At 72.9% G+C, this 24,901-nt stretch carries 26 protein-coding genes and 1 riboswitch; of the genes, 13 read left to right on the top strand and 13 right to left on the bottom strand.

The genetic code is table 11. The features are described from left to right. Window positions 1-2: 2 nt before the first annotated feature. Window positions 3-1,235 (top strand): styrene monooxygenase/indole monooxygenase family protein, encoded by a 1,233-nt coding sequence (locus LRS74_RS10520; RefSeq protein ID WP_277740761.1) that lies wholly within the window; start codon window positions 3-5, stop codon window positions 1,233-1,235. A gap of 22 nt (window positions 1,236-1,257) precedes the next feature. Here LRS74_RS10520 and LRS74_RS10515 read toward each other — a convergent pair whose 3' ends face one another. The 4 genes from LRS74_RS10515 to LRS74_RS10500 all read right to left on the bottom strand — a co-directional run bounded on the left by LRS74_RS10515 (window position 1,258) and on the right by LRS74_RS10500 (window position 4,575). Beyond that, on the bottom strand, window positions 1,258-2,349 hold the full coding sequence (locus LRS74_RS10515; RefSeq protein ID WP_277740760.1) for a C40 family peptidase: 1,092 nt from the start codon (window positions 2,347-2,349) through the stop codon (window positions 1,258-1,260). A gap of 157 nt (window positions 2,350-2,506) precedes the next feature. Continuing rightward, window positions 2,507-2,779 carry a hypothetical protein gene (locus tag LRS74_RS10510; protein WP_277740759.1) on the bottom strand — a complete coding sequence of 91 codons (273 nt, stop codon included), beginning with the start codon at window positions 2,777-2,779 and terminating at the stop codon, window positions 2,507-2,509. A 10-nt stretch (window positions 2,780-2,789) separates the two neighbouring features. Continuing rightward, on the bottom strand, window positions 2,790-3,551 hold the full coding sequence (locus tag LRS74_RS10505) for a TetR/AcrR family transcriptional regulator (RefSeq protein ID WP_144381492.1): 762 nt from the start codon (window positions 3,549-3,551) through the stop codon (window positions 2,790-2,792). Between the two features lie 94 nt (window positions 3,552-3,645). Next, window positions 3,646-4,575, bottom strand: a complete 930-nt coding sequence (locus LRS74_RS10500; protein WP_277740758.1) for a diiron oxygenase — start codon at window positions 4,573-4,575, stop codon at window positions 3,646-3,648. A gap of 175 nt (window positions 4,576-4,750) precedes the next feature. Between LRS74_RS10500 and LRS74_RS10495 the strand changes: the two genes are divergently transcribed. From LRS74_RS10495 to LRS74_RS10485, 3 genes are all read left to right on the top strand, one after another. Next, complete coding sequence (locus LRS74_RS10495; protein ID WP_277740757.1) at window positions 4,751-5,863, top strand: ferritin-like domain-containing protein; 1,113 nt, start codon at window positions 4,751-4,753, stop codon at window positions 5,861-5,863. Between the two features lie 374 nt (window positions 5,864-6,237). Beyond that, a complete protein-coding gene (locus LRS74_RS10490; RefSeq protein WP_277740756.1) occupies window positions 6,238-7,044 on the top strand; it encodes a polysaccharide deacetylase family protein in 807 nt (268 codons plus the stop codon). A gap of 44 nt (window positions 7,045-7,088) precedes the next feature. Then, window positions 7,089-7,598 (top strand): GNAT family N-acetyltransferase, encoded by a 510-nt coding sequence (locus tag LRS74_RS10485; RefSeq protein WP_277740755.1) that lies wholly within the window; start codon window positions 7,089-7,091, stop codon window positions 7,596-7,598. A gap of 13 nt (window positions 7,599-7,611) precedes the next feature. On the opposite strand, the gene LRS74_RS10480 is transcribed toward LRS74_RS10485, so the two are convergent. The 3 genes from LRS74_RS10480 to LRS74_RS10470 form a co-directional block, all read right to left on the bottom strand. Then, window positions 7,612-9,141, bottom strand: a complete 1,530-nt coding sequence (locus LRS74_RS10480) for a penicillin-binding transpeptidase domain-containing protein (RefSeq protein WP_277740754.1) — start codon at window positions 9,139-9,141, stop codon at window positions 7,612-7,614. After that, a complete protein-coding gene (locus tag LRS74_RS10475; protein WP_277740753.1) occupies window positions 9,138-10,523 on the bottom strand; it encodes an FtsW/RodA/SpoVE family cell cycle protein in 1,386 nt (461 codons plus the stop codon). Before LRS74_RS10475 ends, LRS74_RS10480 begins: the two co-directional genes overlap by 4 nt. Before the next feature lie 263 nt (window positions 10,524-10,786). Next, window positions 10,787-11,695 carry a LysR family transcriptional regulator gene (locus tag LRS74_RS10470; protein ID WP_277740752.1) on the bottom strand — a complete coding sequence of 303 codons (909 nt, stop codon included), beginning with the start codon at window positions 11,693-11,695 and terminating at the stop codon, window positions 10,787-10,789. Between the two features lie 90 nt (window positions 11,696-11,785). Between LRS74_RS10470 and LRS74_RS10465 the strand changes: the two genes are divergently transcribed. From LRS74_RS10465 to LRS74_RS10455, 3 genes are all read left to right on the top strand, one after another. Then, complete coding sequence (locus LRS74_RS10465; RefSeq protein ID WP_277740751.1) at window positions 11,786-13,051, top strand: MFS transporter; 1,266 nt, start codon at window positions 11,786-11,788, stop codon at window positions 13,049-13,051. A gap of 139 nt (window positions 13,052-13,190) precedes the next feature. Then, a complete protein-coding gene (locus LRS74_RS10460) occupies window positions 13,191-13,421 on the top strand; it encodes a hypothetical protein (protein WP_277740750.1) in 231 nt (76 codons plus the stop codon). Window positions 13,422-13,571: 150 nt separating this feature from the next. Then, complete coding sequence (locus LRS74_RS10455; protein WP_277740749.1) at window positions 13,572-13,982, top strand: DUF427 domain-containing protein; 411 nt, start codon at window positions 13,572-13,574, stop codon at window positions 13,980-13,982. Window positions 13,983-14,018: 36 nt separating this feature from the next. On the opposite strand, the gene LRS74_RS10450 is transcribed toward LRS74_RS10455, so the two are convergent. Then, window positions 14,019-14,708, bottom strand: a complete 690-nt coding sequence (locus tag LRS74_RS10450; protein ID WP_277740748.1) for a response regulator transcription factor — start codon at window positions 14,706-14,708, stop codon at window positions 14,019-14,021. Further along, complete coding sequence (locus tag LRS74_RS10445; protein ID WP_277740747.1) at window positions 14,705-15,928, bottom strand: sensor histidine kinase; 1,224 nt, start codon at window positions 15,926-15,928, stop codon at window positions 14,705-14,707. Before LRS74_RS10445 ends, LRS74_RS10450 begins: the two co-directional genes overlap by 4 nt. Window positions 15,929-16,077: 149 nt before the next feature. Between LRS74_RS10445 and LRS74_RS10440 the strand changes: the two genes are divergently transcribed. Next, window positions 16,078-16,644 (top strand): heme-binding protein, encoded by a 567-nt coding sequence (locus LRS74_RS10440; RefSeq protein WP_277740746.1) that lies wholly within the window; start codon window positions 16,078-16,080, stop codon window positions 16,642-16,644. 4 nt (window positions 16,645-16,648) lie between these two features. Here the strand turns inward: LRS74_RS10440 and LRS74_RS10435 are convergent, their stop codons facing one another. The 4 genes from LRS74_RS10435 to LRS74_RS10420 form a co-directional block, all read right to left on the bottom strand. Then, on the bottom strand, window positions 16,649-17,215 hold the full coding sequence (locus tag LRS74_RS10435) for a hypothetical protein (RefSeq protein ID WP_277740745.1): 567 nt from the start codon (window positions 17,213-17,215) through the stop codon (window positions 16,649-16,651). 81 nt (window positions 17,216-17,296) lie between these two features. After that, a complete protein-coding gene (locus tag LRS74_RS10430) occupies window positions 17,297-18,493 on the bottom strand; it encodes a transglycosylase family protein (RefSeq protein WP_277740744.1) in 1,197 nt (398 codons plus the stop codon). Between the two features lie 5 nt (window positions 18,494-18,498). Next, window positions 18,499-18,712, bottom strand: a riboswitch (cyclic di-AMP (ydaO/yuaA leader). A gap of 689 nt (window positions 18,713-19,401) precedes the next feature. Then, on the bottom strand, window positions 19,402-20,088 hold the full coding sequence (locus LRS74_RS10425) for a permease prefix domain 1-containing protein (protein WP_277740743.1): 687 nt from the start codon (window positions 20,086-20,088) through the stop codon (window positions 19,402-19,404). Further along, on the bottom strand, window positions 20,085-20,429 hold the full coding sequence (locus LRS74_RS10420; RefSeq protein ID WP_277740742.1) for a helix-turn-helix transcriptional regulator: 345 nt from the start codon (window positions 20,427-20,429) through the stop codon (window positions 20,085-20,087). Before LRS74_RS10420 ends, LRS74_RS10425 begins: the two co-directional genes overlap by 4 nt. An 81-nt stretch (window positions 20,430-20,510) precedes the next feature. Between LRS74_RS10420 and LRS74_RS10415 the strand changes: the two genes are divergently transcribed. The 5 genes from LRS74_RS10415 (at window position 20,511) to LRS74_RS10395 (ending at window position 24,710) form a co-directional block, all read left to right on the top strand. Next, a complete protein-coding gene (locus tag LRS74_RS10415; protein ID WP_277740741.1) occupies window positions 20,511-21,059 on the top strand; it encodes a hypothetical protein in 549 nt (182 codons plus the stop codon). A gap of 5 nt (window positions 21,060-21,064) precedes the next feature. Beyond that, window positions 21,065-21,352: a hypothetical protein gene (locus LRS74_RS10410; RefSeq protein ID WP_277740740.1), complete on the top strand. Its 288-nt coding sequence runs from the start codon at window positions 21,065-21,067 to the stop codon at window positions 21,350-21,352. Between the two features lie 190 nt (window positions 21,353-21,542). Then, window positions 21,543-22,550, top strand: a complete 1,008-nt coding sequence (locus LRS74_RS10405; RefSeq protein WP_277740739.1) for an ATP-binding cassette domain-containing protein — start codon at window positions 21,543-21,545, stop codon at window positions 22,548-22,550. Then, window positions 22,547-23,407: an ABC transporter permease gene (locus LRS74_RS10400; RefSeq protein ID WP_277740738.1), complete on the top strand. Its 861-nt coding sequence runs from the start codon at window positions 22,547-22,549 to the stop codon at window positions 23,405-23,407. Before LRS74_RS10405 ends, LRS74_RS10400 begins: the two co-directional genes overlap by 4 nt. Window positions 23,408-23,696: 289 nt before the next feature. Continuing rightward, window positions 23,697-24,710, top strand: a complete 1,014-nt coding sequence (locus tag LRS74_RS10395; protein ID WP_277740737.1) for a ParB/RepB/Spo0J family partition protein — start codon at window positions 23,697-23,699, stop codon at window positions 24,708-24,710. Window positions 24,711-24,901 lie beyond the last annotated feature (191 nt).

Below are 24,901 nucleotides of genomic sequence, written 5' to 3'. Positions count from 1 at the left end.
TGATGCGCAGGATATTGATCGTCGGAGCCGGTCAGTCCGGTCTCCAGCTCGCCCTCGGCCTGCAGTCGCACGGCTACGAGGTCACCGTGATGTCCAACCGGACGGCGGACGAGGTCCGCTCCGGCCGGGTGATGTCCACCCAGTGCATGTTCCACACCGCCCTCCAGCACGAGCGGGACCTGGGACTGAACTTCTGGGAGAGCCGGGCGCCGCGCATCGAGGGCCTCGGGATCTCGGTGGCGGGCCCCGACGGCGGGCGCGCGATCGACTGGGTGGGGCGGCTCGACGGCCACGCCCAGTCCGTCGACCAGCGGCTGAAGATGGCCGGCTGGATGGACACCTTCGTCCAGCGGGGCGGCAAGCTGGTCATCCACGGGGCGACCGTCTCGGATCTGGACTTCCTCGTCCGCACCTACGACCTGACGCTGGTGGCGGCGGGCAAGGGGGAGCTGGTGGAGCTCTTCGACCGCGACCCGGCCCGCTCCCCGTACACCACCCCGCAGCGCGCGCTCGCCGTCGCCTATGTGCACGGTCTGGGGCCGCGCCCGGAGCACCCGGAGTTCGACGCGGTCCGCTGCAACCTGGTGCCCGGTGTCGGCGAGCTGTTCGTGATGCCCACCCTCACCCTCTCCGGACGCGCCGACATCCTGTTCTGGGAGGGCGTCCCCGGCGGCCCGCTGGACGTCTTCCCTTCCCTCCAGGACCCGGCCGAGCACCTGGCCATGACCCTGGAGCTGATGGAGACCTTCACACCCTGGGAGTACGCCCGGGCCACCGAGGTCGAGCTGACGGACGCCGGCGGCACGCTGGCCGGACGGTACGCCCCCACCGTGCGGAACCCCGTCGGCGAGCTGCCCGGCGGCGGGGTGGTGCTCGGTGTCGCCGATGTCGTCGTCGCCAACGACCCGATCACCGGCCAGGGCTCCAACACCGCGGCCAAGTGCGCGGCCGGCTACCTCGACAGCATCCTCGAACACGGGGACAAGCCGTTCGACGCCGACTGGATGCGTGCCGCCTTCGACCGCTTCTGGGCCACCGCGCGGCACGTCACCAAGTGGACCAACACGATGCTGGCCCCGCCGCCGGAGCACGTGGTGAACCTCCTCGGCGCCGGCACGGCCCACCAGGCCGTCGCCGACCGCTTCGCCAACGGCTTCGACGACCCGTCGGACTTCGAGCACTTCCTCTACGAGCCGGAGAAGACGGCGGCCTTCGTGGCGGCGGCGGCCGGCTGACGCCCTTCCCGGGGGCGGCGCGTCACGCGGGCCGCGGCGCGGGCTTGCGGGACGTCTTCCGGGGCGTGTGGTCGGGGCGCACCGCGCCGAGCAGCGGATTGCCGGCGATGGGGGAGAGGCGGACGTCGGTGCCGGGGCGCGGCGCCTGGACGACCATGCCGGCACCGGCGTAGAGGGCGACATGGGTGGCGCCGGGGAAGTACAGCACGAGGTCGCCGGGGCGCAGCTCGCGGAGCGGGACGCGGTGGAGCCGCCGCCACTGCTCCTGGCTGGTGCGCGGAATGGGGCGCCCGGCCTGCGCCCAGGCGCGTGAGGTCAGCCCGGAGCAGTCGAAGGAGGCCGGCCCCTCGGCGCCCCACACATACGGCTTGCCGAGCTGTCGGACCGCGTACCGCAGTGCCTGGCGCCCGTCCGCCGAGGGGGCGCGGGCCGGCCCCTTCACCGGGCCCAGCAGCCCGGACTCCAGCAGCTCGCGCTGGGCCTCGTCGGTCTCCCGCTCCTCCTCCCGCCGCAGCTCGGCCAGCTGCTCCTCGGTCAGCGAGCTCAGCGTCTCCTCGATCTCCCTGAGTCGACGGGTGACCTTGTCGCGCTGCTTCTTGCGCTTGGCGGCCAGCGCCTGCCGCTTCTCGAGGGCCGCGCGGGCCGTGTGCGCCAGCCGGTCCGCCCGCCGCTCGCCGCGGATCAGCCGCTCGACCACCGCCGCCTGCCGGGTGGAGGCGCGCCGCATCTCATGGCGCCGGTCGGTGACCCCCTTCGCGTCGCCGGCCAGCAGCGCCTGCACGGTGGGGCCGAGGCCGCCGCTGCCCCGGTACTGCTCCCGCGCCAGCCGCCCGGCCGCCTCACGGCTGGCGACCAGGGCGGTACGGGCGCCGGCGAGCCGCCTGGTCGCCGCCGAGGTCCGCTTCCGCTGGGCGGCCAGCTTCTCCTCGACCTCGTTGAACTTCTCGGTGGCCTCCTCGGCCTTCTGGTAGAGGCCCTGCAGCCGGGTGAGCAGATCGGCCACCGACGCCTCGGCCTCGGGCGGATCGGCGACCGCCACCGTCGGCGGGGGAAGGAGCGCGACGGTGGCGGCCAGGGAGACCGCACGGATCGTGCGGCGAAGGCGCCCTGACATCTCCTCACCTCCGGCATATCGCCTCAGGAGGAGATGGTGTCATGGCTGGTTGTATATCAGTACAAGTATGGTCGACTCAGGCCAATACGGCCACCCGTACGGCGTAAGCCGGGCGCTTCGGGGGTGCACCGCCATGCGCCGGCGCGCTCCGGGCGGGTCAGCGGGGGTCCGGCTTCGACCACGGCCACTTCGGCCCGCCGCGCGGCTTGCCCTCCGGCTCGTACTCGTACGCCCAGCCGCGCACCACCCCGAGCCGCTGGGAGACGGAGGCCGGTACCCGTCGGTAGACGTGGACGACCGCCGGCCGGTCGTCCTCGCCCGGCACCGGGATCTCGTACGTCTTCGGGGGCTGCCCGGTGGCGCCGACCATCACCGGCAGCACCCGCCCGTCCATCGGCCCGCCGATGAACCGCATGTCTTCGCTTTTCACGCCCCCAGTCTTACGCCGGGGCGTCGCCCTCGGCCAACAGGTGCACCGCGCCGCCCACCACCGGCAGCACCCGCCGGGCCAGCGAGCCGGCCGGACCGTCCGCCCGCTCCAGCTCCAGCGCCGCCCGCATGACGTCCGCCGCCTGCCGATCGCCGGCGGCGGTGGCCGTCAGCAGCGCCACGAAGTGATCGACCAGCCAGTCCCGCAGCTCCCGGACCGGCACCTGCTTCTGCTCGTCCAGCCAGATCAGCGAGGCCGCCTCGACCGCCGATATCCAGGTCCGCACCATCAGCCGCAGCCGCGGTCCCGGCGCGGCCACCCCCAGGTGCAGCAGGATCTGTTCGGCGGCCGCCCGCCGCACCTCGTCGACGATGGCGTTGGTGCGCGAGGTCTCGACCACACTGCCGCCCTGCAACAGCGCGCTGAACCCCGCCTCGTGCTCCTGCACGAAGGCCAGGTACCGGTCCAGCGCATGGCCCAGCCGCCGGGTGAGCGGCCCGCTCTGCGGCTCGGCGAAGCACAGCTCCAGCTCATCGGCCGCGCTGCGCAGCGCGGCCTCGTACAACTGCTGCTTGCCGCCGGGGAAGTAGCGGTAGACCAGCGGTCGCGAGGCGCCCGCCGCGGCCGCCACGTCGTCCAGCGAGACGTCCTCGGGGGTGCGCCGCGCGAACAGCCCGAGCGCGGCGCCGATCAGTTGGGCGCGCCGCTCCTCGACGCTGAGCCTGCGGTAGGCGCCGCGCCGCGCGGCGGCGGGGGCGCTGCCTGTCGTCATGACAGGCAGGGTAACCGCCCGTCCGGGCCTCGGACCCGGTGGCCTCGGGCCCGGTCCGGCGCGCTCCGGGGCGGCGCGTCGTGGTCGCGGGCGGTCAGGCGAGCAGCCCGGAGCTGCGCCACAGCCTGCGGCCGAATCCGCGCATCACACCGATGTCGTCCAGGAAGTCCGTCAGTCGCCTGGCGCCGGACCGCATGACCTCGCGCCGGTGCCCGCTGGCTCGGACCTGCGCCACCGCCTCGCGCCGGTCCAGCCCGACGTTCTCGTACACCTGCGGGTTGACGAAGGCCACCGCGAAGACCCGGGCCGCCTGTCCGGAGCTGAGCCGGGTCAACTCCGCCTCCCAGCGCGGGCAGGTCACCATCTGGCGGCGCAGCTCCTCGCGCGCGTACCGGACGTGGCGCGCCTCCTCCACCACGTGGATGCGGGTGATCCCGCGGACCAGCGGCTGCACCCGCTCGTCCGGGAAGGTCAGCCGCTGCATCCAGTCGAGGATCTCCTCGCCCAGCAGCGTGGCCGCGAACGAGCCGGGGGTGGTGGAGACCGTCTTCAGGATCCGGGCGAGGTTGTGGTGGAGCGGGGCGACCGGATACGTCGGCGAGCCGGACTTCTGGATCATCCGCGCGAACATCTTGGAGTGGCGGCACTCGTCGGCTATCTCGGTCAGCGCGTAGCGCACATGCGCGCTGGTCACCGGCTTGTCGTAGATGTGGCGCACCAGCAGCTGCATCAGGATGATCTCGAACCAGATGCCCAGCGAGGCCAGCGCCGCCGCCTCGTGCCGGGCCAACTCCATCCGCTGCTCCTCCGACATCCTGCGCCACAGCGGGGTGTCGTACAGCGACACCAGCTCCGGCGGCCAGAACCACTTCCCCTCCGCCAGCGGAGCGTCCCAGTCAAGCTCGGTGTCCGGGTCGAAGGAGTGCCGGGCGGACGACTCCAGGAGCCGCTCGGCCACCTGCTCGCGGTCCTTGAGCGGCCCGAGCGCGTCCCGCAGGGCGGGGGGTTCGATCGTGGACGTCATGGCTGAGAAGCACCTCACTCGTCGTTACCCGGGGTGAGCTTCTTATGAGACTGCCTGTCAGCAAGGCCGTCAATACCTCGCGACGCAGTTGTTGACCGTCCGACAACAAACGTGTGAGCCTGCGAAATGTCCATCCGTAACGGGGGAGCGAGGCGAAGGCGAAGGAGGCGTCGAGATGTCGACGCGGGAACTCTACGCACAGCAGCCCGGGGATCCGATCTGGCCGGTCCCGGCTACCAGCACCGCCCGCCTGAACTGGGAATACGACGACGGCCGCGAACGGCTGCTCGCCCTCTACCAGAAGGGCAAGGACAAGCAGTGGGACGCGGTCACCCGCATCGACTGGGATCTCGAGGTGGATCCGCACGACCCACTGGGCACCCCTGATGAGTCACTGATGCTGTATGGAACGCGCCACTGGTCGAAAATGACCGAAAAGGACAAGGGTGAGCTGCGGAAGCGTTTCGGCGCCTGGCAGTTCAGCCAGTTTCTGCACGGCGAGCAGGGCGCGATGGTCTGCGCCGCCCGCATCGTGGAGGCCGTCCCCGATCTGGACGCCAAGTTCTACTCCGCGACCCAGACCATGGACGAGGCCCGGCACGTCGAGATCTACTCCCGCTTTCTCCACGAGAAGTTGGGCCTGCTCTACCCCATCAACGACGAGCTGCAGTCGCTGCTCGACGACACCCTGCGCGACTCCCGCTGGGACATGCCCTACCTCGGCATGCAAGTGCTCATCGAGGGCCTCGCGCTCGCCGCCTTCGGCATGCTCCGCGACACCACCGACAAGCCGCTGCCCAAGCAGATCCTCACCTATGTGATGCAGGACGAGGCGCGCCATGTCGCGTTCGGCCGGATGGCCCTGCGCGACTACTACCGCCAGCTGTCCGACGCCGAACTCCGGGAGCGCGAGGAGTTCGTCATCGAGGGCTGCTATCTGATGCGGGATCGCATGCGCGGCGTCGAGGTCCTCCAGGACTTCGGCATCGCCCGTGCGGAGGCCATGGAGTACAGCGAGCAGAACCAGTTCACCCATCTCTTCCGCAAGCTGCTCTTCAGCCGCATCGTCCCCTGTGTCAAGGACATCGGGCTGTGGGGTGAGCGGCTGCAGCGCGCCTATGTCGACATGGGCGTCCTGGAGCTGGGCGACAGCAACCTCGACCTGCTGATGAACCAGGACGAGGAGCTCGCCGACAAGCTCGACGCCGAGCGGTTCGCGGCGGAGGAGGCGGAACGGGTGAAGGAGGTCTCCGAGGCGATCGCCCAGGGCGCCGCGGGGGACGGCTGACCGCCGTCGACGGGTGCGTGATCACGGTCGAGCGGCCGTGACCACGTCATGATCATTCGGTGACATTCGCTCACTAGTTTCGGTTTAGTCCGATCTGGTCGTGCTCACAACATCACCGATCCGGATCTTTCCGCGTCCGTTGGGGCGGACGCGGTAGGGGGCCCACCGCGGCGACGGTGGGCCCCCGACCTATGCCCGCCGCACGCCCGGCGCCCGCCTTTGCCGAGTCGTGACCTGGCGCACAGTCAGGCAATCGGTGTCCGGGACACGGAACCGGGCCCCGCCGCCGTCCGTCTACGAGGGCGATAAGAGGGGAAACGCGCGTTCAGTCCTGCCGCACTGGTGCGCACCGAACCAGGAGGGGGCACCGGCTCATGGAACGACTGGGACGAGTCGCAGACCGGCGGCGGCGCATCGCGATGGTGGCGGCGGCCGCACTGACGATGATCACCGCGACGGTGGGCACGATGGCGCTGACCGGCGGCGACACGGAGAAGAGCGGCCGGGGCAACGTACGGGCCGCGGAGGAGCAGCGCAGCCGCCCCGGCGCCGGCGGGGGCGAGGAGAGCGTCGGGCCGGTCGACGAGAGCATCGAGCACGCGCCCGAGAGCGGCGGCAAGGCCGTGAACATCACGATCGACGACGGGCCCGACCCGGTGTGGACGCCCAAGGTCCTGCGCGTCCTGGAGACCAACGGGGTGAAGGCGACCTTCTGCATGGTCGGTCCGCAGGCCAAGGCCCACCCCGACCTGGTCAAGCAGGTCGTCGCGGCCGGGCACCGGCTGTGCAACCACTCGATGAGCCACGACACCGCGATGGACCAGAAGCCGGTCTCCTACCAGGAGAAGGAGATCCTGGAGGCGAAGAAGCTGATCGAGGACGCGGCGGGCGGCGCCAAGGTGCGCTACTACCGGGCGCCGGGCGGCGCCTTCACCCCGGAGAGCCGGCGCATCGCCGCCAAGCACGGCATGCGGCCGCTGGGCTGGAACGTCGACACCAAGGACTTCGAACTGCCGGGCACGGCCGCGATCGTGCAGACGGTGAAGACCGAGATCTCCAACGGTCCGACCATCCTCTTCCACGACGCCGGTGGCCCGCGCGAGCAGACCGTGGCCGCGCTGGAGCAGACGCTGCCCTGGCTCAAGGAACAGGGCTACGGTTTCAGCTTTCCCAAGATCTGACCCCTCCGGCCCGGGCCGGGGTGATCGTGGCGCATGATGGCGGGGTGCGCATTCGAACGAGCACTCTCGACGACATCCCGGTCCTCCAGGACATCGAGCGAGCGGCGGGGCGCTGCTTCCGGGACATCGGCATGGACGAGATCGCCGACGACGAGCCCCTCAGCGTCCCGGAGTTGGCCCGCTACCACCGGGAGGGGCGGGCCTGGGTGTCGGTGGACGAGCATGACCACCCCGTGGCGTATCTGATCACCGATCCGGTCGACGGCAATGTGCACGTCGAGCAGGTGTCGGTGCACCCGGACGCCGCGCGGCGGGGCGTGGGCCGGTCGCTGATCGAACACGTCGCCCGGGAGGCGGCCGCCGACGGCGTGGCCGCCCTCACCCTGACCACCTTCACCGAGGTGGCCTGGAACGCGCCGTACTACGCCGCGCGCTGCGGCTTCCGGGCGCTGCGGGAGGCGGAGCTGACCCCCGGCCTACGGGAGATCCGCCGGCTGGAGAACGCCCATGGGCTGGACCGTTGGCCCAGGATCTGCATGCGCCGGGAGCTGTGACGGCCTTTGGGATTCAGCGGCGCGCGCCGAGCGGGGGCGCGTCCCCCAACGCCGCCCGCAGCACCGCCCGGGCGACGGGGGCCGCCGCGCGCGCCCCGCTGATGTCGTCGCGGCGGGCGGCCGCGTCCTCGACGACCACGGCGGTGGCCACGGCGGGCTGCGGCGCGCCGTCGGCGCGGGCCCAGCCGATGAACCAGGCGTACGGCATGCCCGCGTTGCCCACGCCGTGCTGCGCGGTGCCGGTCTTGCCGCCGACGGTGGCGCCGGGCAGCGCGGCCGCCGCCCCGGTGCCGTCGGTGACGGCGCTGATCATCATCCGGCGCAGTTGGGCGGCGGTACGGGGGCTCATCGGCTGGCGCAGCAGCCGGGGGCGCGCGGTGGCGAGGGGGGTCCCGCCGGCGGTGGTGACCCGGTCCACCAGATAGGGCCGCATCAGATCGCCGCCGGCCGCGACGGCCGCCGCGACCATGGCCATCTGGAGCGGGGTGGCGCGGGTCTCGTACTGACCGATCGAGGAGAGCGCGAGCTGCGCGGTGTCCATCTCGGTGGCGAAGGTGCTCTTGGCGACCCGGGACGGGATGGTGAGCGAGGCGTCGTTGAAGCCGAAGTCCTCCGCCGTGGTGGCCATCGCGTCCAGCCCGGTGCGCGCCCCGACCCGGGCGAAGACGGTGTTGCAGGAGCGGGCGAAGGCCCGGCGCAGCGAGGCGTCCTCGCAGCCGCCGGTGTGGTTCCCCAGCCGGGTGAGGGTTCCGGGGAGCCGGTACGGGTCGGGACTGTCGGTCCGGGCGTCGATGTCGGTGACGGTCTCGTACTCCAGCGCCGCGGCCGCGGTGACCACCTTGAAGGCGGAGCCGGGCGGATAGGTCTGCCGGATGGCGCGGTTGAGCATGGGCCGGCCGGCGTCGGCGTTCAGCCGCGCCCAGTGCCGGAGGACGTCGGCGCCGGTGCCGGAGAGCGTGCCGGGGTCGTAGGAGGGAGTGGAGACGAGGGCGAGGATCCTCCCGGTGGCCGGCTCGATGGCGGCGATCGCGCCCTTCTTACGGCCCAGCGCGGCGAACGCGGCGCGCTGCACGGCCGGGTCGATGGTCGTCCGCACGTCGCCGCCGGGCGGCCGGGCCCGGGTGAGCCGGTTCCACAGCGGGAACGGGGCGAGGCGGGGATCGGCGCCGGAGAGCACGGCGTCGGCGGCCCGCTCGACCAGCGAGGTGCCGTAGATCTGCGAGGAGAAGCCGGTGACCGGCGCGTACAGCGGGCCGTCGGCATAGGTGCGTTCGTAGCGCAGCCGCTGGCCGGTGTCGCGCGAGCCGGTGATCGGCTGCCACTCGGTCCGGCGACCGGGCAGCCCGTCGGGCCTGCGGGCCGTGGTTCGGCCGATGAGGATGTCGCCGCGTGGATGGTCGTAACGGGCGATGGTGGGGCGGCGGTTGGCCGGGTTGTGGTCGTAACTCCGCGCCGTGAAAGCCTGGATGCGGCCCGCGTTGACCAGCAGCGCCAGCAGCAGAAGCAGGCAGAAGACCGAGGTGCGCCTGATGTAGCGGGTCAATCCGGGACCTCCTGTCCGCCCGTGTCGCCGCCCTGCGGGCCGCGGGCCCGGTCGCTGACCCGGATGAGCAGCGCGACGATGATCCAGTTGGTGACGACGGAGGAGCCGCCCTGGGCGAGGAAGGGCAGCGCCATGCCGGTGAGCGGGATCAGCCCGGTCACGCCGCCGGAGATGACGAAGACCTGGAGCGCCAGGATGGAGGCCAGCGCGACCGCGAGCAGCCGGCCGAAGGGGTCGCTGAGGCGGAGCCCGGCGCGGAAACCGCGGGCCACCAGCAGCGCGTAGAGCAGGAAGACCGCGCTGAGGCCGGCCAGGCCCAGCTCCTCGCCCACGGTGGCCAGGATGAAGTCGGACTTGAGCGCGAAGCCGATGAGGGCGGAGTGCCCCTCGCCCAGTCCGGTGCCGAGCACGCCGCCGGCGGCGAAGGCGAAGAGCGACTCGGCCAGCTGGTTGGCGCCGTCGCCCGCCTCGATGCTGGCGAAGGGGTGCAGCCAGTCGTGGACGCGGGCGCCGACGTGCGGCTCGAAGGAGGTGACCGCGGCGGCGCCGAAGGCGGCCAGCACTAGGCCGACCGCGATCCAGCCGGTGCGGCCGGTGGCCACGTAGAGCAGGATCACGAACAGGCCGAAGAAGAGGATCGACGTGCCCAGGTCGTGCTCCAGCACCAGCACCCCGACGCTGATCAGCCAGATCGCCACGATCGGGCCGAGGACCCGGCCGGTGGGGAGTTGGAGCCGCCAGACCCGGCGCCCGGTGTAGGCGAGGGCGTGGTGGTTGGCGGCGAGGTAGGCGGCGAAGAAGACGGCGAGGGCGACCTTGGCGAATTCACCGGGCTGGATCGAGAAGCCGGCGACCCGGACCCACAGGGTCGCGCCGTTGATGGGTGGAAAGAAGATCGGTGCGATGAGCAGGGCGAGCGCGGCGGCGACGAAGACGTAGGCGTAGCGCTGGAGCACCCGGTGGTCGCGCAGGAGCAGCACGACGGCGGTGAAGAGCGCCACGCCCAGGGCGGACCACACCAGCTGGGCGGGGGCGGCCCGGTCGCCGGGGGTGGCCAGGTCCAGCCGGTAGATCAGGACCAGCCCGAGGCCGTTGAGCAGCACGGCGATGGGGAGCAGCAGCGGGTCCGCGTACGGGGCACGGAGGCGGACCGCCAGGTGCGCGGCGAGCGCGAGTACCCCGAGTCCGGTGCCGTAGCGGCTGGCGTCGTGGGGGACGCCGCCCCGGACGGCGACGCCGACCACCACATAGCCGAAGACGCAGATCAGGGCGGCGACGAGGATGAGCGCGAGCTCCACGCCTCGGCGCTTGGCGGGCCGGACGGAGGGCGAGGACGGGGGCGGCGGCGGGGTGGGAGGCGCATCGGTGACGGTGGCGCTCATGGCGGGGAATGTAGCAAGCGGCGGGGTATATGTCCGTTAGATCCCGTTATCTGGGTGTCATTCGGGGCGGTCTCCCGTCCCCCGTCCCGGGTCCGCCGCCCCCGCGTCCCGCATCCTCCGTCCCGCGTCCCCGTCCCCGTTCCCGCGTCCCCCGTCCCGCGTCCTCCGTTTCGCGTCCCCCGGCCCCCGGCCCCCGGCCCCCGTCCCGCGGGCGACCGGGGGCCGATCGGTCGTCGTCCCGACCCGCCCGCCGGGCCGAACCGTCAGCCGGCGGCCGTCACGCGGTCCGCCAGGGCGCGGCTGAACGCGCGCACCCGCTCGGTCTCGTGGGTGCGGCGCCACACCAGCCCCAGGGCCGAGTCCGGCAGCCCCTCCACCGGCACGAAGGCCACATCGCCGCGCCCGTGCCGCCGGGCGGTGGGCGCGCAGAACAGCATCGCGCCCCGGCCGGCCGCCACCGAGGTCAATCCCTCCTGAAGCGTGCTCACCTCGGGGCCGCGCGGGACCGGTCGGCCGTCGGGAGTGGTGCTGGGGGCCATCGACTCGCGCCAGTAGCGCGGCGCCGGGCCGGCGACGCCGATGACGCGACAGTCGGCGAGCTCCTCGGCGCTCAGCGAGGCCCGCCCGGCGAAGGGGTGCCGGACCGAGACCGCCAGGGTCTGCGGCTGCCGGGAGAAGACCGGGCCCAGCGCCAGGTCGGGCTCGGCGACCGGCAGGCTGACGATGGCCGCGTCGACCGCCCCGTGCCGCACCGCGCCGAACGGGTCGCCGAGCGGGATCTCCACCGTCTCCACCTCGCAGCGCGGGTGCCGGTCGCGGAAGTCGGTGACCGCGCCCATCACCCCCTCGTCGGCGGTGCCGAGGAACCCCACGCGCAGCACCCCGTCCAGCCCGCGCGCCGCCGCGCGCGCCGACTCCACCGCCCCGTACAGCGAGGCGTACGCGGGAGTCAGCTCGGCCAGCAGGCGCTCGCCCAGCGGGGTCAGCCGCGCCCGGCGGCTGGTGCGCTCCAGCAGCCGGGCCCCGATCCGTCGCTCCAGCGAGCGCAGCAGCTGACTCACCCTGCCCTGCGACACGTACAGCCGCTCGGCGGTCCGCCCGAAGTGCAGCTCCTCGCTGAGCACGAGGAAGCACTCCAGCTCCCGTATGGCCAGACCGCCGCCGATGTCCACCCGCCACTCCCTCGGATCGATGAGCCTGACTCATAGAAGGGTGAGACCTTCGGCGTTGTTCCCGAAAGCGCACGGTTGTTCGCTGGATTCATGGTCGAGAGAACAGAACTCCCCACACCCGCGCCCGACTCGGGCCGGTCCGCACCGCCCATGTCTCCCCCCACCCCTTCCGAGCGCGCTTCGGGTCCGGCCCGGACCGCCGTCGATCGTCCCCGCTGGCCCGCCGTGCTGGCGGTGGCGGTGGGCACCTTCTCCGTCGTCACCACCGAGATGCTCCCGGTCGGTCTGCTCACCGCCATCGGCTCCACGCTCGACGTCTCCGCCGGCACGGTCGGCCTGACCATGACCGTGCCCGGGATCGTCGCGGCCGTCGCCGCCCCGCTGCTGACCGTCGGCGTCGGCCGGCTGGACCGGCGGATCGTGCTGTGCGCCCTGATGGCGCTGCTGGCCGTCGCCAATCTGCTCTCGGCGCTGGCGCCCGACTTCGGCGTGCTGCTGGTCGCCCGGGTGCTGGTGGGCGTGAGCATCGGCGGGGTCTGGTCGATGGCGGCGGGGATGGCGCCCCGGCTGGTGCCGGAGCGGTCCGTCGGCCACGCCACCTCACTGATCTTCAGCGGGATCGCGGTGGCGTCCGTGCTCGGGGTGCCCGCCGGCACCCTCGTCGGCGACCTCGCCGACTGGCGGGCGGCCTTCGCCGTCATGGCCGCCCTGGCACTGGTGGTGGCGGTGGCCATGGCGGTCCTGCTGCCGCCGCTGCCCGCCACCGACGAGCCGATCCGGCTCGGCCAGGTGCCCGGACTCTTCCGCGACGCCCGGCTGCGAGCGGGGCTGATCACCACGCTCCTGCTGGTGACCGGGCACTTCGGCGCCTACACCTATGTCCGGCCGGTGCTGGAGGACGTGGCCGGGGTCGGGGCCGGCCTGGTCAGCACCCTGCTGCTGACCTACGGGCTGGCCGGCATCGTGGGGAACTTCCTCGCCGGCGCCCGGGCGCATCGCGACCCCCGGCACACCTTCACGGTGATCATCGCCCTGCTCGCCGCCGCGGAGCTGCTGACCCCGCTCGCGGGCGGCACCACCGTGGGCGCCGCGGCGCTGCTGGTGCTGTGGGGGCTGGCCTACGGGGGCGTCTCGGTCACCGCGCAGACCTGGGTGCTGGCCGCGGCACCCCGCGCCCGCGAGGCGGCCTCCGCGCTCTTCGTCGGGGTGTTCAACGTGGCGATCTCGCTGGGCGCGCTGCTCGGCGGGCGGGCCGCCGACGGCTTCGGCGTCACCAGCGTGATGTGGTGCGGGGGCGCGCTGGCGGTGCTGGCCTGGCTCACCGCGATGATCGCCGGCCGGCGGGCGGGCGCCTAGGCACCCCCCGACCGGGACCGGCCAACGGGGGCGACACGCGGCGATCGGGTGCCAACGCGGGGTGGGGACGCCGTTCAGGTGGGATCCTGGGACCGGGGGAACTCTTCCGTCCGGTCCGGTCGCCCGGGGAGTGAGCCCGATGACAAGGAGCATGTACGTGGTCTGGAGCACGTCCGAGGCGGGGCGTGCCATCTACGAGACGCACTCGATCGAGGCCGTCGCCGACGACGAGGGCACCCACGCCGAGGTCACGAGCGAGACCCACGAGGTGCCGCTGCACAGCCGGGCGCAGGCGCAGGCCATCGCGGCGGCGGAGGGGTACGAACTGCACCCGGGCGGCGAGGCGTGGGACAGCCTCCCGGAGGAATGAGGGGAATCCGGGAGAGGACCGGAAATCCGGAACGGGACCGGGAATCCGGAACGGGACCGGGAATCCAGGAATAGGAGGCACCGGGCCGGCGTCTTACGAACGAGCCTCCGCAGTCGCGGGAGCCCGCAGGAGTCAGGGAGGGGAATTCCCGTGCCGTCCCACCACCACAGCACCACGCACCCCCGGACCACCCACCGCGTCGAGGTGGCGCCCGGCTCGCAGCACATACGGGTGGAGATCGACGGCCGCCTGGTCGCCGAGTCCCGGCGCCCGCTGCTGGTCCACGAGACGGGCCTGCCGGCCCGCTACTACCTCCCCCCGGACGACGTGGACCTGACGCTCCTGGAGCCGACCGACTCGCAGACCGTGTGCCCGTTCAAGGGCGTCGCCTCGTACTGGTCGTATGTCGGCGACGGCACGGACGCCGGGGCGGTCGTCCGCCGGGACGTGGTGTGGTCCTACCTCGAACCGATCGAGACGGTCGCCCCGATCAAGGGCTTTCTGTCGTTCTACGACACGGTGGCGACGGTCACCGTGGACGGCGAGCGGATCGGCGGCTAGGAGTCGGCCCCGCGCCGCGGTCGGGATCAGTCGGGATCAGGGGAGCAGCCGCTGCTCCTTGGCGACCGCGACCGCGCCCGCCCGCGTGTCGACGCCCAACTTGTCGTACACGCGCCCGAGGTGGGTCTTGACGGTGGCCTCGCTGATGAACAGCGCCCGGGCGATCTCGCGGTTGCTCAGCCCCCGCGCGAGCTGACCGAGGATGTCCAGCTCACGCCCGGTCAGCGCCGGGCGCGGCTGGCGCATGCGGGCCATCATCCGGCTGGCCACCGGAGGGGAGAGCGCGGTGCGCCCCTGCGCGGCGGACCGGATGGCCGCGAACAGCGCCTCGGGCCGCTCGGCCTTCAACAGATAGCCGGTGGCGCCGGCGTCGATGGCGCGGCTGATGTCGGCGTCGGTGTCATAGGTGGTGAGGACCAGGACATGGGGGCCGGAGCCGGGGACCGGCGCGTCGGCGGCCCGGTCCCGGGCCGGTTCCTCGCCTCCCGTCCGGGCCGCGACGATCCGGCGCGTCGCCTCGACGCCGTCGATGCCCGCGCCGAGCTGGAGATCCATCAGCACGACGTCCGGGCCGAGCCGCGCCGCCAGGGCGACGGCCGCCTCACCGCTGCCCGCCTCGCCGACGACCTCGATGTCCGGCTCGCTGCTCAGCAGCGCGAGCAGGCCGGCGCGCACCACCACATGGTCGTCGCAGAGCAGAATCCGGATCGTCCGGACCGCGCTCATGATGTCTCCTCCTGGGTACCGGGGCCGCCGCGGGGCGTGCGGGACGTGGGGGGCGGGGTCTGGCCCAGCGGGACGGCGGCCGAGACGACCGTGCCCTCGCCGGGGGCGGACTCCACGGTCAGGGTGCCGCCGACCTGGGCGGCCCGGGCGCGCATGGCGGGCAGCCCGTGCCCGCGCACGCTCCCCTCACCCGTCGCCCCGCCCGCCGCTGCCGCCGCACCGGGCTGGAAGCCACGCCCGTCGTCCGCCACGTCCAGCACGACCTGGTCGCCGAGGTAGCTGAGGGTCAGCACGGCGGCGCCGGCCTCGGCGTGCTCGCGGACGTTGGCCAGGGCTCCCTGGGCGATGCGGAGCAGGGCCGACTGGACGTGGTCGGGGAGGGGGAGCGGGGTGCCGTCGATGAGACAGCGCACATGGGGCCCGCCACGGCCGGACCCGTGCTGGGCGGACTCCCGCCGGGTCAGCGCGCGCAGCGCCTCCGGAAGCCCGCCGCCTTCGGCCAGGTCCGCCGGCCCCAGCCCCCGAACGAAGCGCCGGGCCTCGGCGAGGTCCCGCTCGGCGACGCCGGCGGCGGTGCGCACATGGGCGCGGGCCGCGTCCGGGTCGGTGTCCCAGACCCGCTCGGCGGCCTGGAGCAGCATCTGCTGGCTGGAAAGCCCCTGCGCGATGGTGTCGTGGATCTCCATGGACAGCCGCTGCCGCTCCGCGAGCGTGCCCTCGCGCCGCTCGGTGGCGGCCAGCCGCTCGGCCTGCCGATCCATGTGGACGAAGACGGCGGTGGCCACGGCGGCGACGGCGGGCGGGGCGAGCACCAGGTTCGGGTCGAAGCCCGAGGACAGCCGCAGCTGCGCCCCGACGACCAGAGCGGTGAGGACCGCGACCAGGGCGAGCGCCGCGCGCGGCGGCAGCGCGCGCAGCCCCGTATAGAAGAGGGGGACCGCGCACCAGGCGAAGCTGGGCGCCAGCAGCACCAGCACCACCCAGACGGCGACCACCGTGCCGAGCCAGGCCAGGCGCCGTGGGGTGGGCCGGAAGCCGAGGGCGGGCCCGAGCACGTACAGCAGTGCGAGCACGACGCTGAGCGCGATGATCCACGGCGTGCGGGCCTCGCCGGGGTGGCGCAGCAGGAAGCGGGTCAGCGAGGCGGCCAGCAACAGGAAGAACGCCGCGTGCATCACCGCGGCCAGCCAGCGCGCGTCGGGGTCCTGCTCGTGCCTCATCACCCCATCGTGACCTGCGCGGATCACCGGCGCATCAACCGATCGGCCGATGGCGGGGTCGGCGGGTACGGCGATGTGGCGGGGGAGTGCCCGGCCGGAGGATCGGGGCGAGTCCTCAGGCAGGCATGAACCGAAGGAGAGGCAGACTCATGGCGAAGAACACGCGGGTGCTGACGGTGGCGGTGGCGGCGGCGCTGCTGGGCGGCGGAACGCTGGGCGTGGTGTCGGCGAACGCGGCGGGCACGGAGGAGAGCCAGCCGGTGGCCCCGGCCGCCGCGCCGGCCGCCCCGGCTCCCAAGAAGGCGACCTACCAGTCCACCCACCTCACCGTGGACGCCGCGACCGAGGCCGCCCAGGCGGCGCTCGACGCGGCGGAGAAGGACGGCCAGCGGATCACCGTCTCGGTCGTCGACCGCAACGGCAACACGGTGGTGGTGCTCCGCGGCGACGGCGCGGGCCCGCAGTCGTACGAGTCGGCGCAGCGCAAGGCGTACACGGCCGTCTCCTGGAACGCCCCCACCTCCGAGCTGGTCAAGCGCCTCCAGCAGGCGCCGAACCTGAAGGACATCCCGGGCACGCTGTTCCTGGCGGGCGCGGTGCCGGTGCAGGCCCCGGCCAAGGGCGCGCCGATCGCGGGCATCGGCGTGGCCGGCGCGCCCAGCGGCGACCTGGACGAGAAGTACGCGAGCGCGGGCGCGGCGGCGCTCGCGGGCTGAGCCGCTAGGAGACGGCCGGGCGGGGGTCCGTAGGGGCCCCCGCCCGGCCGTTCGCGTGCGCGGCGGAGGGCCGCTGCGCCGGTGGGCGCGGGGCCGCGGGGCGCTGCCGCTCGGTCTGCCCCCGGCCCCGCCCCGTCAGGGAGCCGGCGACGGCGAGCGTGACGCCGGCGCCGGCCAGGAAGAGGGCGGAGTACCCCAGGCGCTGGGTCCGCAGCGCGGCGCACTCGTGGCCGTAGCGCGCCTCGCCGCCGCCCTGCCGTGCCACATGCGGGGACAGGACGGAGCCGCACTCCTGGGTGGCGCGGTCCTCGTGGAAGGCGACGGGCAGGAAGAGCGCGCTGACGGCGCAGGCGCAGAGCAGACAGGCCAGGACGGTCCAGGGAAGTCCCTCGCGCCGGGACCGCCGCGCGGGCCGGGCCGGTGGGGACCGCCGGGGCGCGGGTGACCGGGGAGCGGCCGCGGGCTCCCCGGGCCGGGCGGCCTCGTCCCGGTCGGGGACCGTACGGCCGTCCCGGGCCGGGGCGTCGCCGTGCGGGGGAACGGGAGCGGGCCGGGCACTCTCGAAGGACATGGCCGAGAGGCTACCGGCGCGGAAACGCCGAAGTGCCCGGTCCGCGTGGGGCGGACCGGGCACTTCGGGTGATGCTCAGACTCAGATGTTGACGCCGTGCGAGCGCAGGTAGGCGATCGGGTCGATGTCGGAGCCGTAGCCCGGAGCGGTGCGGACCTCGAAGTGCAGGTGCGGGCCGCTGCTGTTGCCGGTGGAGCCGGAGAGGCCGATCTGCTGGCCGCCGGTCACGGTCTGGCCGACCGAGACGGACAGCTGCGACAGGTGGGCGTACTGGCTGTACTTGCCGTCGGCGTGGCGGATGACGACCTCGTTGCCGTAGGCGCCGCCCCAGCCGGCGGAGACGACCTCGCCGTCACCGATGGCCTTGAGGGTGGTGCCGGTGGCGACGGGGAAGTCGACGCCGGTGTGGTAACCGCTGGACCAGGCGGAACCGGCCTGGTGGTACGGGGTGCCCTGGGGGGCGGCGACCGGCGCGGTCCAACCGGAGGCGACCGGGGCCTCGGCCGGGGCCGGGGCGGCCGGGGCCTCAGCCGGGGCGGCCGGGGCCGGAGCGGCCGGAGCCTCGGCGGGGGCGGCCTCGCCGGTGGCGGGCTTCGCGGCCTCGCCCTGGAGGGAGAGCTTCTGACCCGGGAAGATCAGGTTCGGGTTGGCACCCACGACCTCGCGGTTGGCCTTGTAGACGGCCTCCCAGCCACCCTCGACGTCGTGCGCCTGGGCGATCGAGAAGAGCGAGTCGCCGCCGACGACGGTGTACTCGGTGTTCTTCGCGGCCTCGGACGGGACGTCGTCCTTCGGGGCCGGGGCGGGCTTGGCGTCCTCGGCCGGGGCGGCCGGCGCCGGGGCGGCGGGGGCCGGGGTGGAGGTGGCCGTGTCACCGTCGGGCGAGATGGCCGGGGCCGGGCCGCCCTTGGTCAGGCCCGCCTTGACGGAGCACACGGGCCAGGCGCCGGGGCCCTGCACGGCCAGCACCTTCTCGGCGATGGCGATCTGCTGGTCCTTGGTGGCGAGGTCCGCACGCGAGGCGTACGCGGTGCCGCCGAACTCCTCCCACGTGGACTGCGTGAACTGCAGACCGCCGTAGAAGCCGTTGCCGGTGTTGATGCTCCAGTTGCCGGTGGACTCGCACATCGCGACCTTGTCCCAGGTCTCGACGGACGCGGCGCTGGCCGTGGTGGCACCCACGAGCGGCATCGCGATGCCGGCGCCGCCGGCGACGAGAGCGAGGGAAAGCTTGGCGATGCGACCAGGGGTGATACGACGGTGACGACCGACAGACATAGGGGTGTTCCTCTCCCACGCCTGCGAGGTGAGCTGTCGGGTTCGGGCTGGAGTTGCCCGGCCGTGCCCTGAGCGGCCTCATGGGCCGCGGCACGTCTTCACCCCAAGCCGTGTCGCGCTTCGTGGCGCGACCCGGCGACTTACCTGGGTCCCCCGCTCCTGCCGTCGTGTGTTCGTGGACACTCCTCGGCCGGCGGCAGGACTAGGCGTTCCGGCTTTGGGTTCCCCCGCAGTGATTGCGAAGGGAACGGCCGTAACCAAAACACATGGATTTCGCGGCCCACAAGCGTCGGGATTTCCGGAAAAGATCGACTCGGGACCTTTCCGGGGGTTTTTGTCACGCTGCGCTCTGGATCTCTTCCCGAGAGCGAAAGAAGATCTTGCGGAATGCCGTCCGGGTGCTGCACGGCGTGACAATGTGGACGGAAAGTGTGCTGAAGGCGGGCAGTGAGTGACATTCCCGCCAGCAAACCTGTGACCTCAGTCACCGGCGGTAACTATGTGCCCTAAGTCCTAAGAGTCCGATTCCATCTGTCCGGTTCCCTGGGACTTTCGGCAGATGTCCCGGGGGTCTCCCGACCCGTGCTCGCCGCGGTGGTGGGGGATCGCCCCCCGTGGGGCGCGTCAGCGGGCGTCTTCTCTATGCACTGGCAAAGCAGAAGGGGTGCTGATGCGAAGGGAGTGAGGGCTGGCAAACGGCTTGGATCGCCGCCTCGCGCGGAGGTGCGGCGTGATCAGCCGCATCGGGGGCGGGTGCGCCTTGTCCGTGGAGTGATCCGGTGTGCGGAGTGGTCCGTCGCGACCCGGGGTTATCGGCGGCGAATGCGGAATCTGACGACGCATCGCCGGAGGGATTCCCGGGGAAAGGCCCGGCGGTGGATATCCCGGGAACGGAAATCGGCGGACGGCTAGGAGGGGGCGCGGAGGCGGGCGCACCGGCGGCAGGTGCGGGCCGACGCCGCCACCACGGCGTGCGACGCCGCCGCGAGCAGACCGGCGGCCACGGCCAGCGGCCAGTTCGTGACCGCGACCGACAGGGTGACGAGCACCAGCGCCGTGACGGCCATGGCCACGCTCGCGGCCGTGCCGGTCCAGGCGACCGCCAGCGGCAGCCGGGGTGGGGTGGGCAGCCAGCGGGCGAGCGGGCCGGTGGCCGCCCAGGTCGCGCCGGCCAGCGCCGCCGCGGTGGCGGCGACGCCGACCAGATGCGCCGTCAGCAGCTGCGTGGCACGGCTCAGCTCCCACGCACGGTCGTCGCCGGCCGTCCGGATCACCAGCCAGCAGGCGATCGCGAAGGGCACCGCCAGCGCGGCGGCCCGTGCGGTGTGCCGGGCCTGGGCGATCGTCAGCTCCCGCTGACAGCTGGGCACCAGGTTGTCCGGCGAGCCGAACTCGGTGATGGCCGCGTGGGCGGCGTGCTCGTAGGGGACCCCCTCGCAGGTGTGCGCCGCCACGGCGTCGTCGAGGCCGTCGCGGATCTCCTCGACCAGCCGGGCCTTGTCGCGCGCCGGTCCCTGCAGCGCCGCCGACAGGGTCGCGACATACCGCTCGATGGGGTCGTCGGAGGGACCGTCGGTGCTCGGCGCCGCACTCATGTGGCGAGCCCGGGCGACGCGGGGGCGGGGTTCAGGACCGAGCCGATCGCCGTCGTGAACTCCCGCCAGGCGGTGCGCTCATGGTCCAGGGTCCGACGCCCCGCCTCGGTGAGTTCGTAGCAGCGTCGCCGACGCTCGCCCACCGAGTCCCAGCTGCTGCGCAGCAGTCCGAGCCGCTCCAACTGCTTCAGCGCCGGATAGATGGTGCCCGTGCGCAACTCGAGCGCCCCGCCGCTGCGCTTCTGTACGGCGGCGATGATCGCGTAACCGTGCAGGGGGCCCTCTTCGAGCGCGGCGAGCAGGAGTCCGTCGAGGTGACCTCGTACCGCGTCTGCCTTCATATCCGCGAAGCGTACTCAGCCAAGATGTAGGTGTGCTACCTATTGGCTGTCAACTTATTGAGTTCGCTTGGAGGCACGCACGTGACCAAGCTGCTTCTGTCCGTCCACGTCTTAGCCGCCATCGTCGCGGTGGGGTCGATCACCCTGGCCGCCTCGCTGTTCCCGCGCTACGCGAAGCAGTCGGTGATGGACGGTGAGGACCGGCGCGCCGCCGGTGTCGCGGCGTTCCTGCACCGGGTCTGCCGTGGCTACGCCGTCGCCGGGCTCGTCGTGCCGGTCTTCGGCATCGCCACCGGGGCGCAACTGGGCGTCCTCGGCGACGCCTGGCTGATCGTGTCGATGATCCTCACCGCGGTCGCCGCCGTGATGCTCGCCGTGGCCGTGATCCCTCATCAGCAGCGGCTGCTCGCGATGGCCGGGGCCGGAACCGGGTCCGAGGGTGAGGCCGTGGCCGGGAGCGAGTCCGGGACCGCCGGCGAGGCCGGGAGCGCGCCCGAGGGCGCGGCCGCCGGCGAGGGGCTCCGGACGGCCGCCGCTCGACTGGCGATGGTCACCGGGGTCTTCAACCTGCTGTGGGCGGTCGTGGTGGTCCTGATGATCGTTCGCCCCGGCTCCACGACGGGAGTGTGAGGAACATGCGTGCCCTGCGGATCGCGGCGGCGGTGGAGGCCGCCTCCATCCTGATCCTCTTCACCAACCTGTTCACCGCCCACGTCAAGGTGATCACCTCACTGGGCGGCCCGGTGCACGGCTCCGCCTATCTGGTGGTCATCGCGATGACCTTCGCGTCCACCGTCGCCGGCTCGACGGGCGTCCGCTGGCGCGCCTTCGTCCCCGGCATCGGCGGCATGCTCGTGCTGCACCAGCTGAACCGTCACCCCGAGACCCTCAAGGCCACCGCCGGGAGCGTCCCCCAGGGGTGAGGGGCCCGGTGGGCCGCGCGTGTTCGACCGATCGCATCCCCTGACCGCCCCTCCTGCCCCATCCTCGGATGACGGGAGTCGGGGCGGTGCCCCGGCCGTGGGCGTCGGGGCGGGGCGGCGGAGCACGACCCACCGGACGCGTGCCCAGGCGCTCCACGACAGACCCGGACGACTCGGGAGGGACCGGAAGATGAGCAGACGAGCCCCTTCGTCGGGCCCGGCGATCGAGGCCGTGGGCCTGGTCAAGAGCTTCGGCACCAACCGCGCCGTGGACGGGGTCGACCTGACCGTTCCCGCGGGCACGGTCTACGGCGTGCTCGGGCCGAACGGCGCCGGGAAGACCACCAGCGTGAAGATGCTGGCGACGCTGCTGCGCCCGGACGGCGGCGAAGCCCGGATCTTCGGCCATGACGTCGTACGGGAGGCGGACACCGTGCGCGGCCGGGTCAGCCTCACGGGCCAGTACGCCTCGCTCGACGAGGACCTCACCGGGACCGAGAACCTGATGCTGCTGGGCCGGCTGACAGGCCGCTCCCGGAAGGCGGCGCGGGAGCGGGCCGGGCAGCTGCTGGAGGTGTTCGGCCTGGTCGAGGCCGGGGACCGGCAGGTGAAGAACTACTCGGGAGGCATGCGGCGCCGGCTCGACATCGCCGCCTCCCTCCTCAACGCCCCCGACCTGCTCTTCCTGGACGAGCCCACCACGGGCCTGGATCCACGCAGCCGCAACCAGGTGTGGGAGATCGTCCGCGCGATCGTCGCGCACGGCACGACGGTGCTGTTGACCACGCAGTATCTGGACGAGGTCGACCAGCTGGCGTCCCGGATCGCCGTCATCGACCGGGGGCGGGTGATCGCCGAGGGCACCAAGGGCGAGCTGAAGGCGTCGGTCGGCGCGGGCTCGGTGCGGCTGCGGCTGCGCGACCCCGAGCAGTGGGCGCAGGCCGCGCGGATCCTGGAGCTGGCGCTCGGCGCCGAGGTGCAGCGCGAGCCCGACCCGCTGGCGCTGGCCGCCCGGGTCGGCGACGGCGATGACCGGGACGCCGCCGAGAGGGCCGCGCACGTCCTCGCCGAACTGGCCCGCCGCGGCATCCTCGTGGACACCTTCTCGCTGGGCCAGCCGAGCCTCGACGAGGTCTTCCTCGCGCTCACCGGCCGGCCGGACCGGGGGTCCGACGGCGTCGCGGGGGAGGCGGCATGAGCACCGTGACGACCGGCGGCCCCGCCGCCCACGGCGACGACCTCGCCCCGGTCTCCGCCCGGTCCCTGGCCGAACTGCTGGCCGCCGAGGGGAGACCGCCGCGGGTCGGCCCGGTGTCGGCCTCCCTGGCCTTCGGCTGGCGGGCCATGCTCAAGATCAAGCACATACCGGAGCAGTTGTTCGACGTCACCGCGCTCCCGGTGATGCTGGTGCTGATGTACACCTACCTCTTCGGGGGCGCGCTGGCCGGCTCCCCGCGGGAGTACGTCCAGTATCTGCTCCCGGGCATCCTGGTGATGTCCGTCATGATGACGACGATGTACACGGGCATGGCCATCAACACCGACATCGGCAAGGGCGTCTTCGACCGCTTCCGCACGCTGCCGATCTGGCGGCCCGCCACGGTGGTCGGCTATCTGCTCGGCGACGTCGTCCGCTACACGGTCGCCTCGACGGTGGTCCTCGCGGTCGGCCTCGTCATGGGCTTCCGCCCGGACGGCGGGGTGGTGGGCGTGGTCGCCGGCATCGTGCTGCTCATCCTGTTCGCGTTCGCGTTCTCCTGGCTCGGCACCATGTTCGGCATGCTGCTGCGCGAGGAGAAGTCGGTGATGGGCATGTCGATGGCATTGATCTTTCCGCTCACTTTCCTCAGCGATATCTTCGTCAAACCGGAAACCATGCCCGGGTGGTTGCGGGCATTCGTCGACAACAGCCCGATCACGCATGTCGCTTCGGCCGTGCGGGGATTGATGGACGGCGAGTGGCCGGGTGTCGACGTGGCCTGGACGCTGGGCTGGTCGGCCGCGTTCGTCGCGGTATTCGGATCGGTCACCGTGCGCCTGTACAACCGGAAGTGATCCGTTAAGGCGCGCTGAACGGGGTCGGTTCGCGCTGGCCGAGAACGCCCGGCTCGACGCCGGCCCCGTCGGTGGCTCCGCGCCACCCCTGACCACAACGTCCCCGGTGGAAACGGGTGTTCGTCATCTCGTCGGGCGCCCGGCGTGAGCGGTGTGCGCCGCTTCCGCCGAGTGCCTCCCTGGCCGATTTTACGCTGAGTAAGGTCATTGCCAAGGAATGGGGCGCTTGCTAACGTGCGACGCGTTGCCACATGGATCACACACGGGGGATGCGATGTGTAACGGTGGCGTGGATTCCATTCGAACGTTAATTCCCGAGGGGTCCGGTGCGCGGGAAGGCGAGCGCACATCCCTCGATCTGGCCACGGCGGCCTGCGCGGACGTGATGATCGATTCGCTGCTTCCCGCGGATTCTCCCCGGGCCACGGGCCTGGATCGTGAGTATGTGGAACTCCTCGGCACCCTCGGCGCCGAGTTGCCTCCCATTGTCGTGCACCGCGCCACCGGGCGGGTGATCGACGGAATGCACCGGGTGGCCGCGGCCCGGCTGCGCGGCGACGCGACGATCAGCGCGTACCTTCTGGACCTGCCGGAGGCGAGGGTGTTCGCCACCGCGGTCAGCCTCAACATCTCCCACGGCAAGCCGCTCACCTACCGGGACCGGGTCGCCGCCGCCAACCGGATCCTGAAGGAGAACCCGGCGCTCTCGGACCGGTACGTCGCCTCCGTCACCGCCCTCTCGGCCCGCACGGTGGCCCGCATCCGGTGTTCAACCGCCGACATTCCTCACGTGAACACCCGAGTCGGACGGGATGGGAAGCGCCACCGCGACGACGTGGCGCACGGCCGGCAGCGGGCCGGCGAGCTGCTGCGGGAGCGCCCCGACGCCACCCTGCGGGAGATCGCCCGGGCCGCCGGGATCTCGCTGGGCACCGCGCACGACGTCAAGCGGCGCATCCTCGTCGGGCGTGACCCGGTGCCCCGCGCCCGCAGCGCGCCGGCCCGGCCGCCGGAGCGTCGACTCGACCTCCCCGACGCGCAGCCGGCCGACTCCGGACAGCTGCTGGAGCGGCTGCGCAAGGACCCGGCGGTGCGCCTCTCCCAGTCCGGCCGCTTCCTGCTGCGCTGCCTGGCCGTTCACGACATCGAATCGTCGGTCTGGGCCAAGGTGGTCGCAGCCATCCCCCCGCACTGCGCCGACGGGGTGGTGAAGCTGGCGCGGGAGTGCGCCGACGTCTGGACCAGGTTCGCCGATCTGGTCGAGAGCGACTCCCGAGTGAGCCGACGCTCCACCCGCGCCTGAACCGGCCTGTCCGGGTGAGCGGGCGTGTCCGCTCACCCGGACACCGCGCGCTCGTCCGCCCGCCCGTTCGCCGTCATGGCCTCCCCGGCCGGGGCACACCCGAGCCGAACGCCGAGCGGCCCCCTTCCGCCTCGACGACGCGGAAGCAGCAGCTCCTTCCCCTTTCACTCTCCGCCCACCGTCGGCGGCCC

Origin of the sequence: Streptomyces sp. LX-29 (genome assembly GCF_029541745.1) — a bacterium.
Lineage (GTDB): Bacteria > Actinomycetota > Actinomycetes > Streptomycetales > Streptomycetaceae > Streptomyces.
This window is presented reverse-complemented; position numbering and strand designations above follow the sequence as displayed.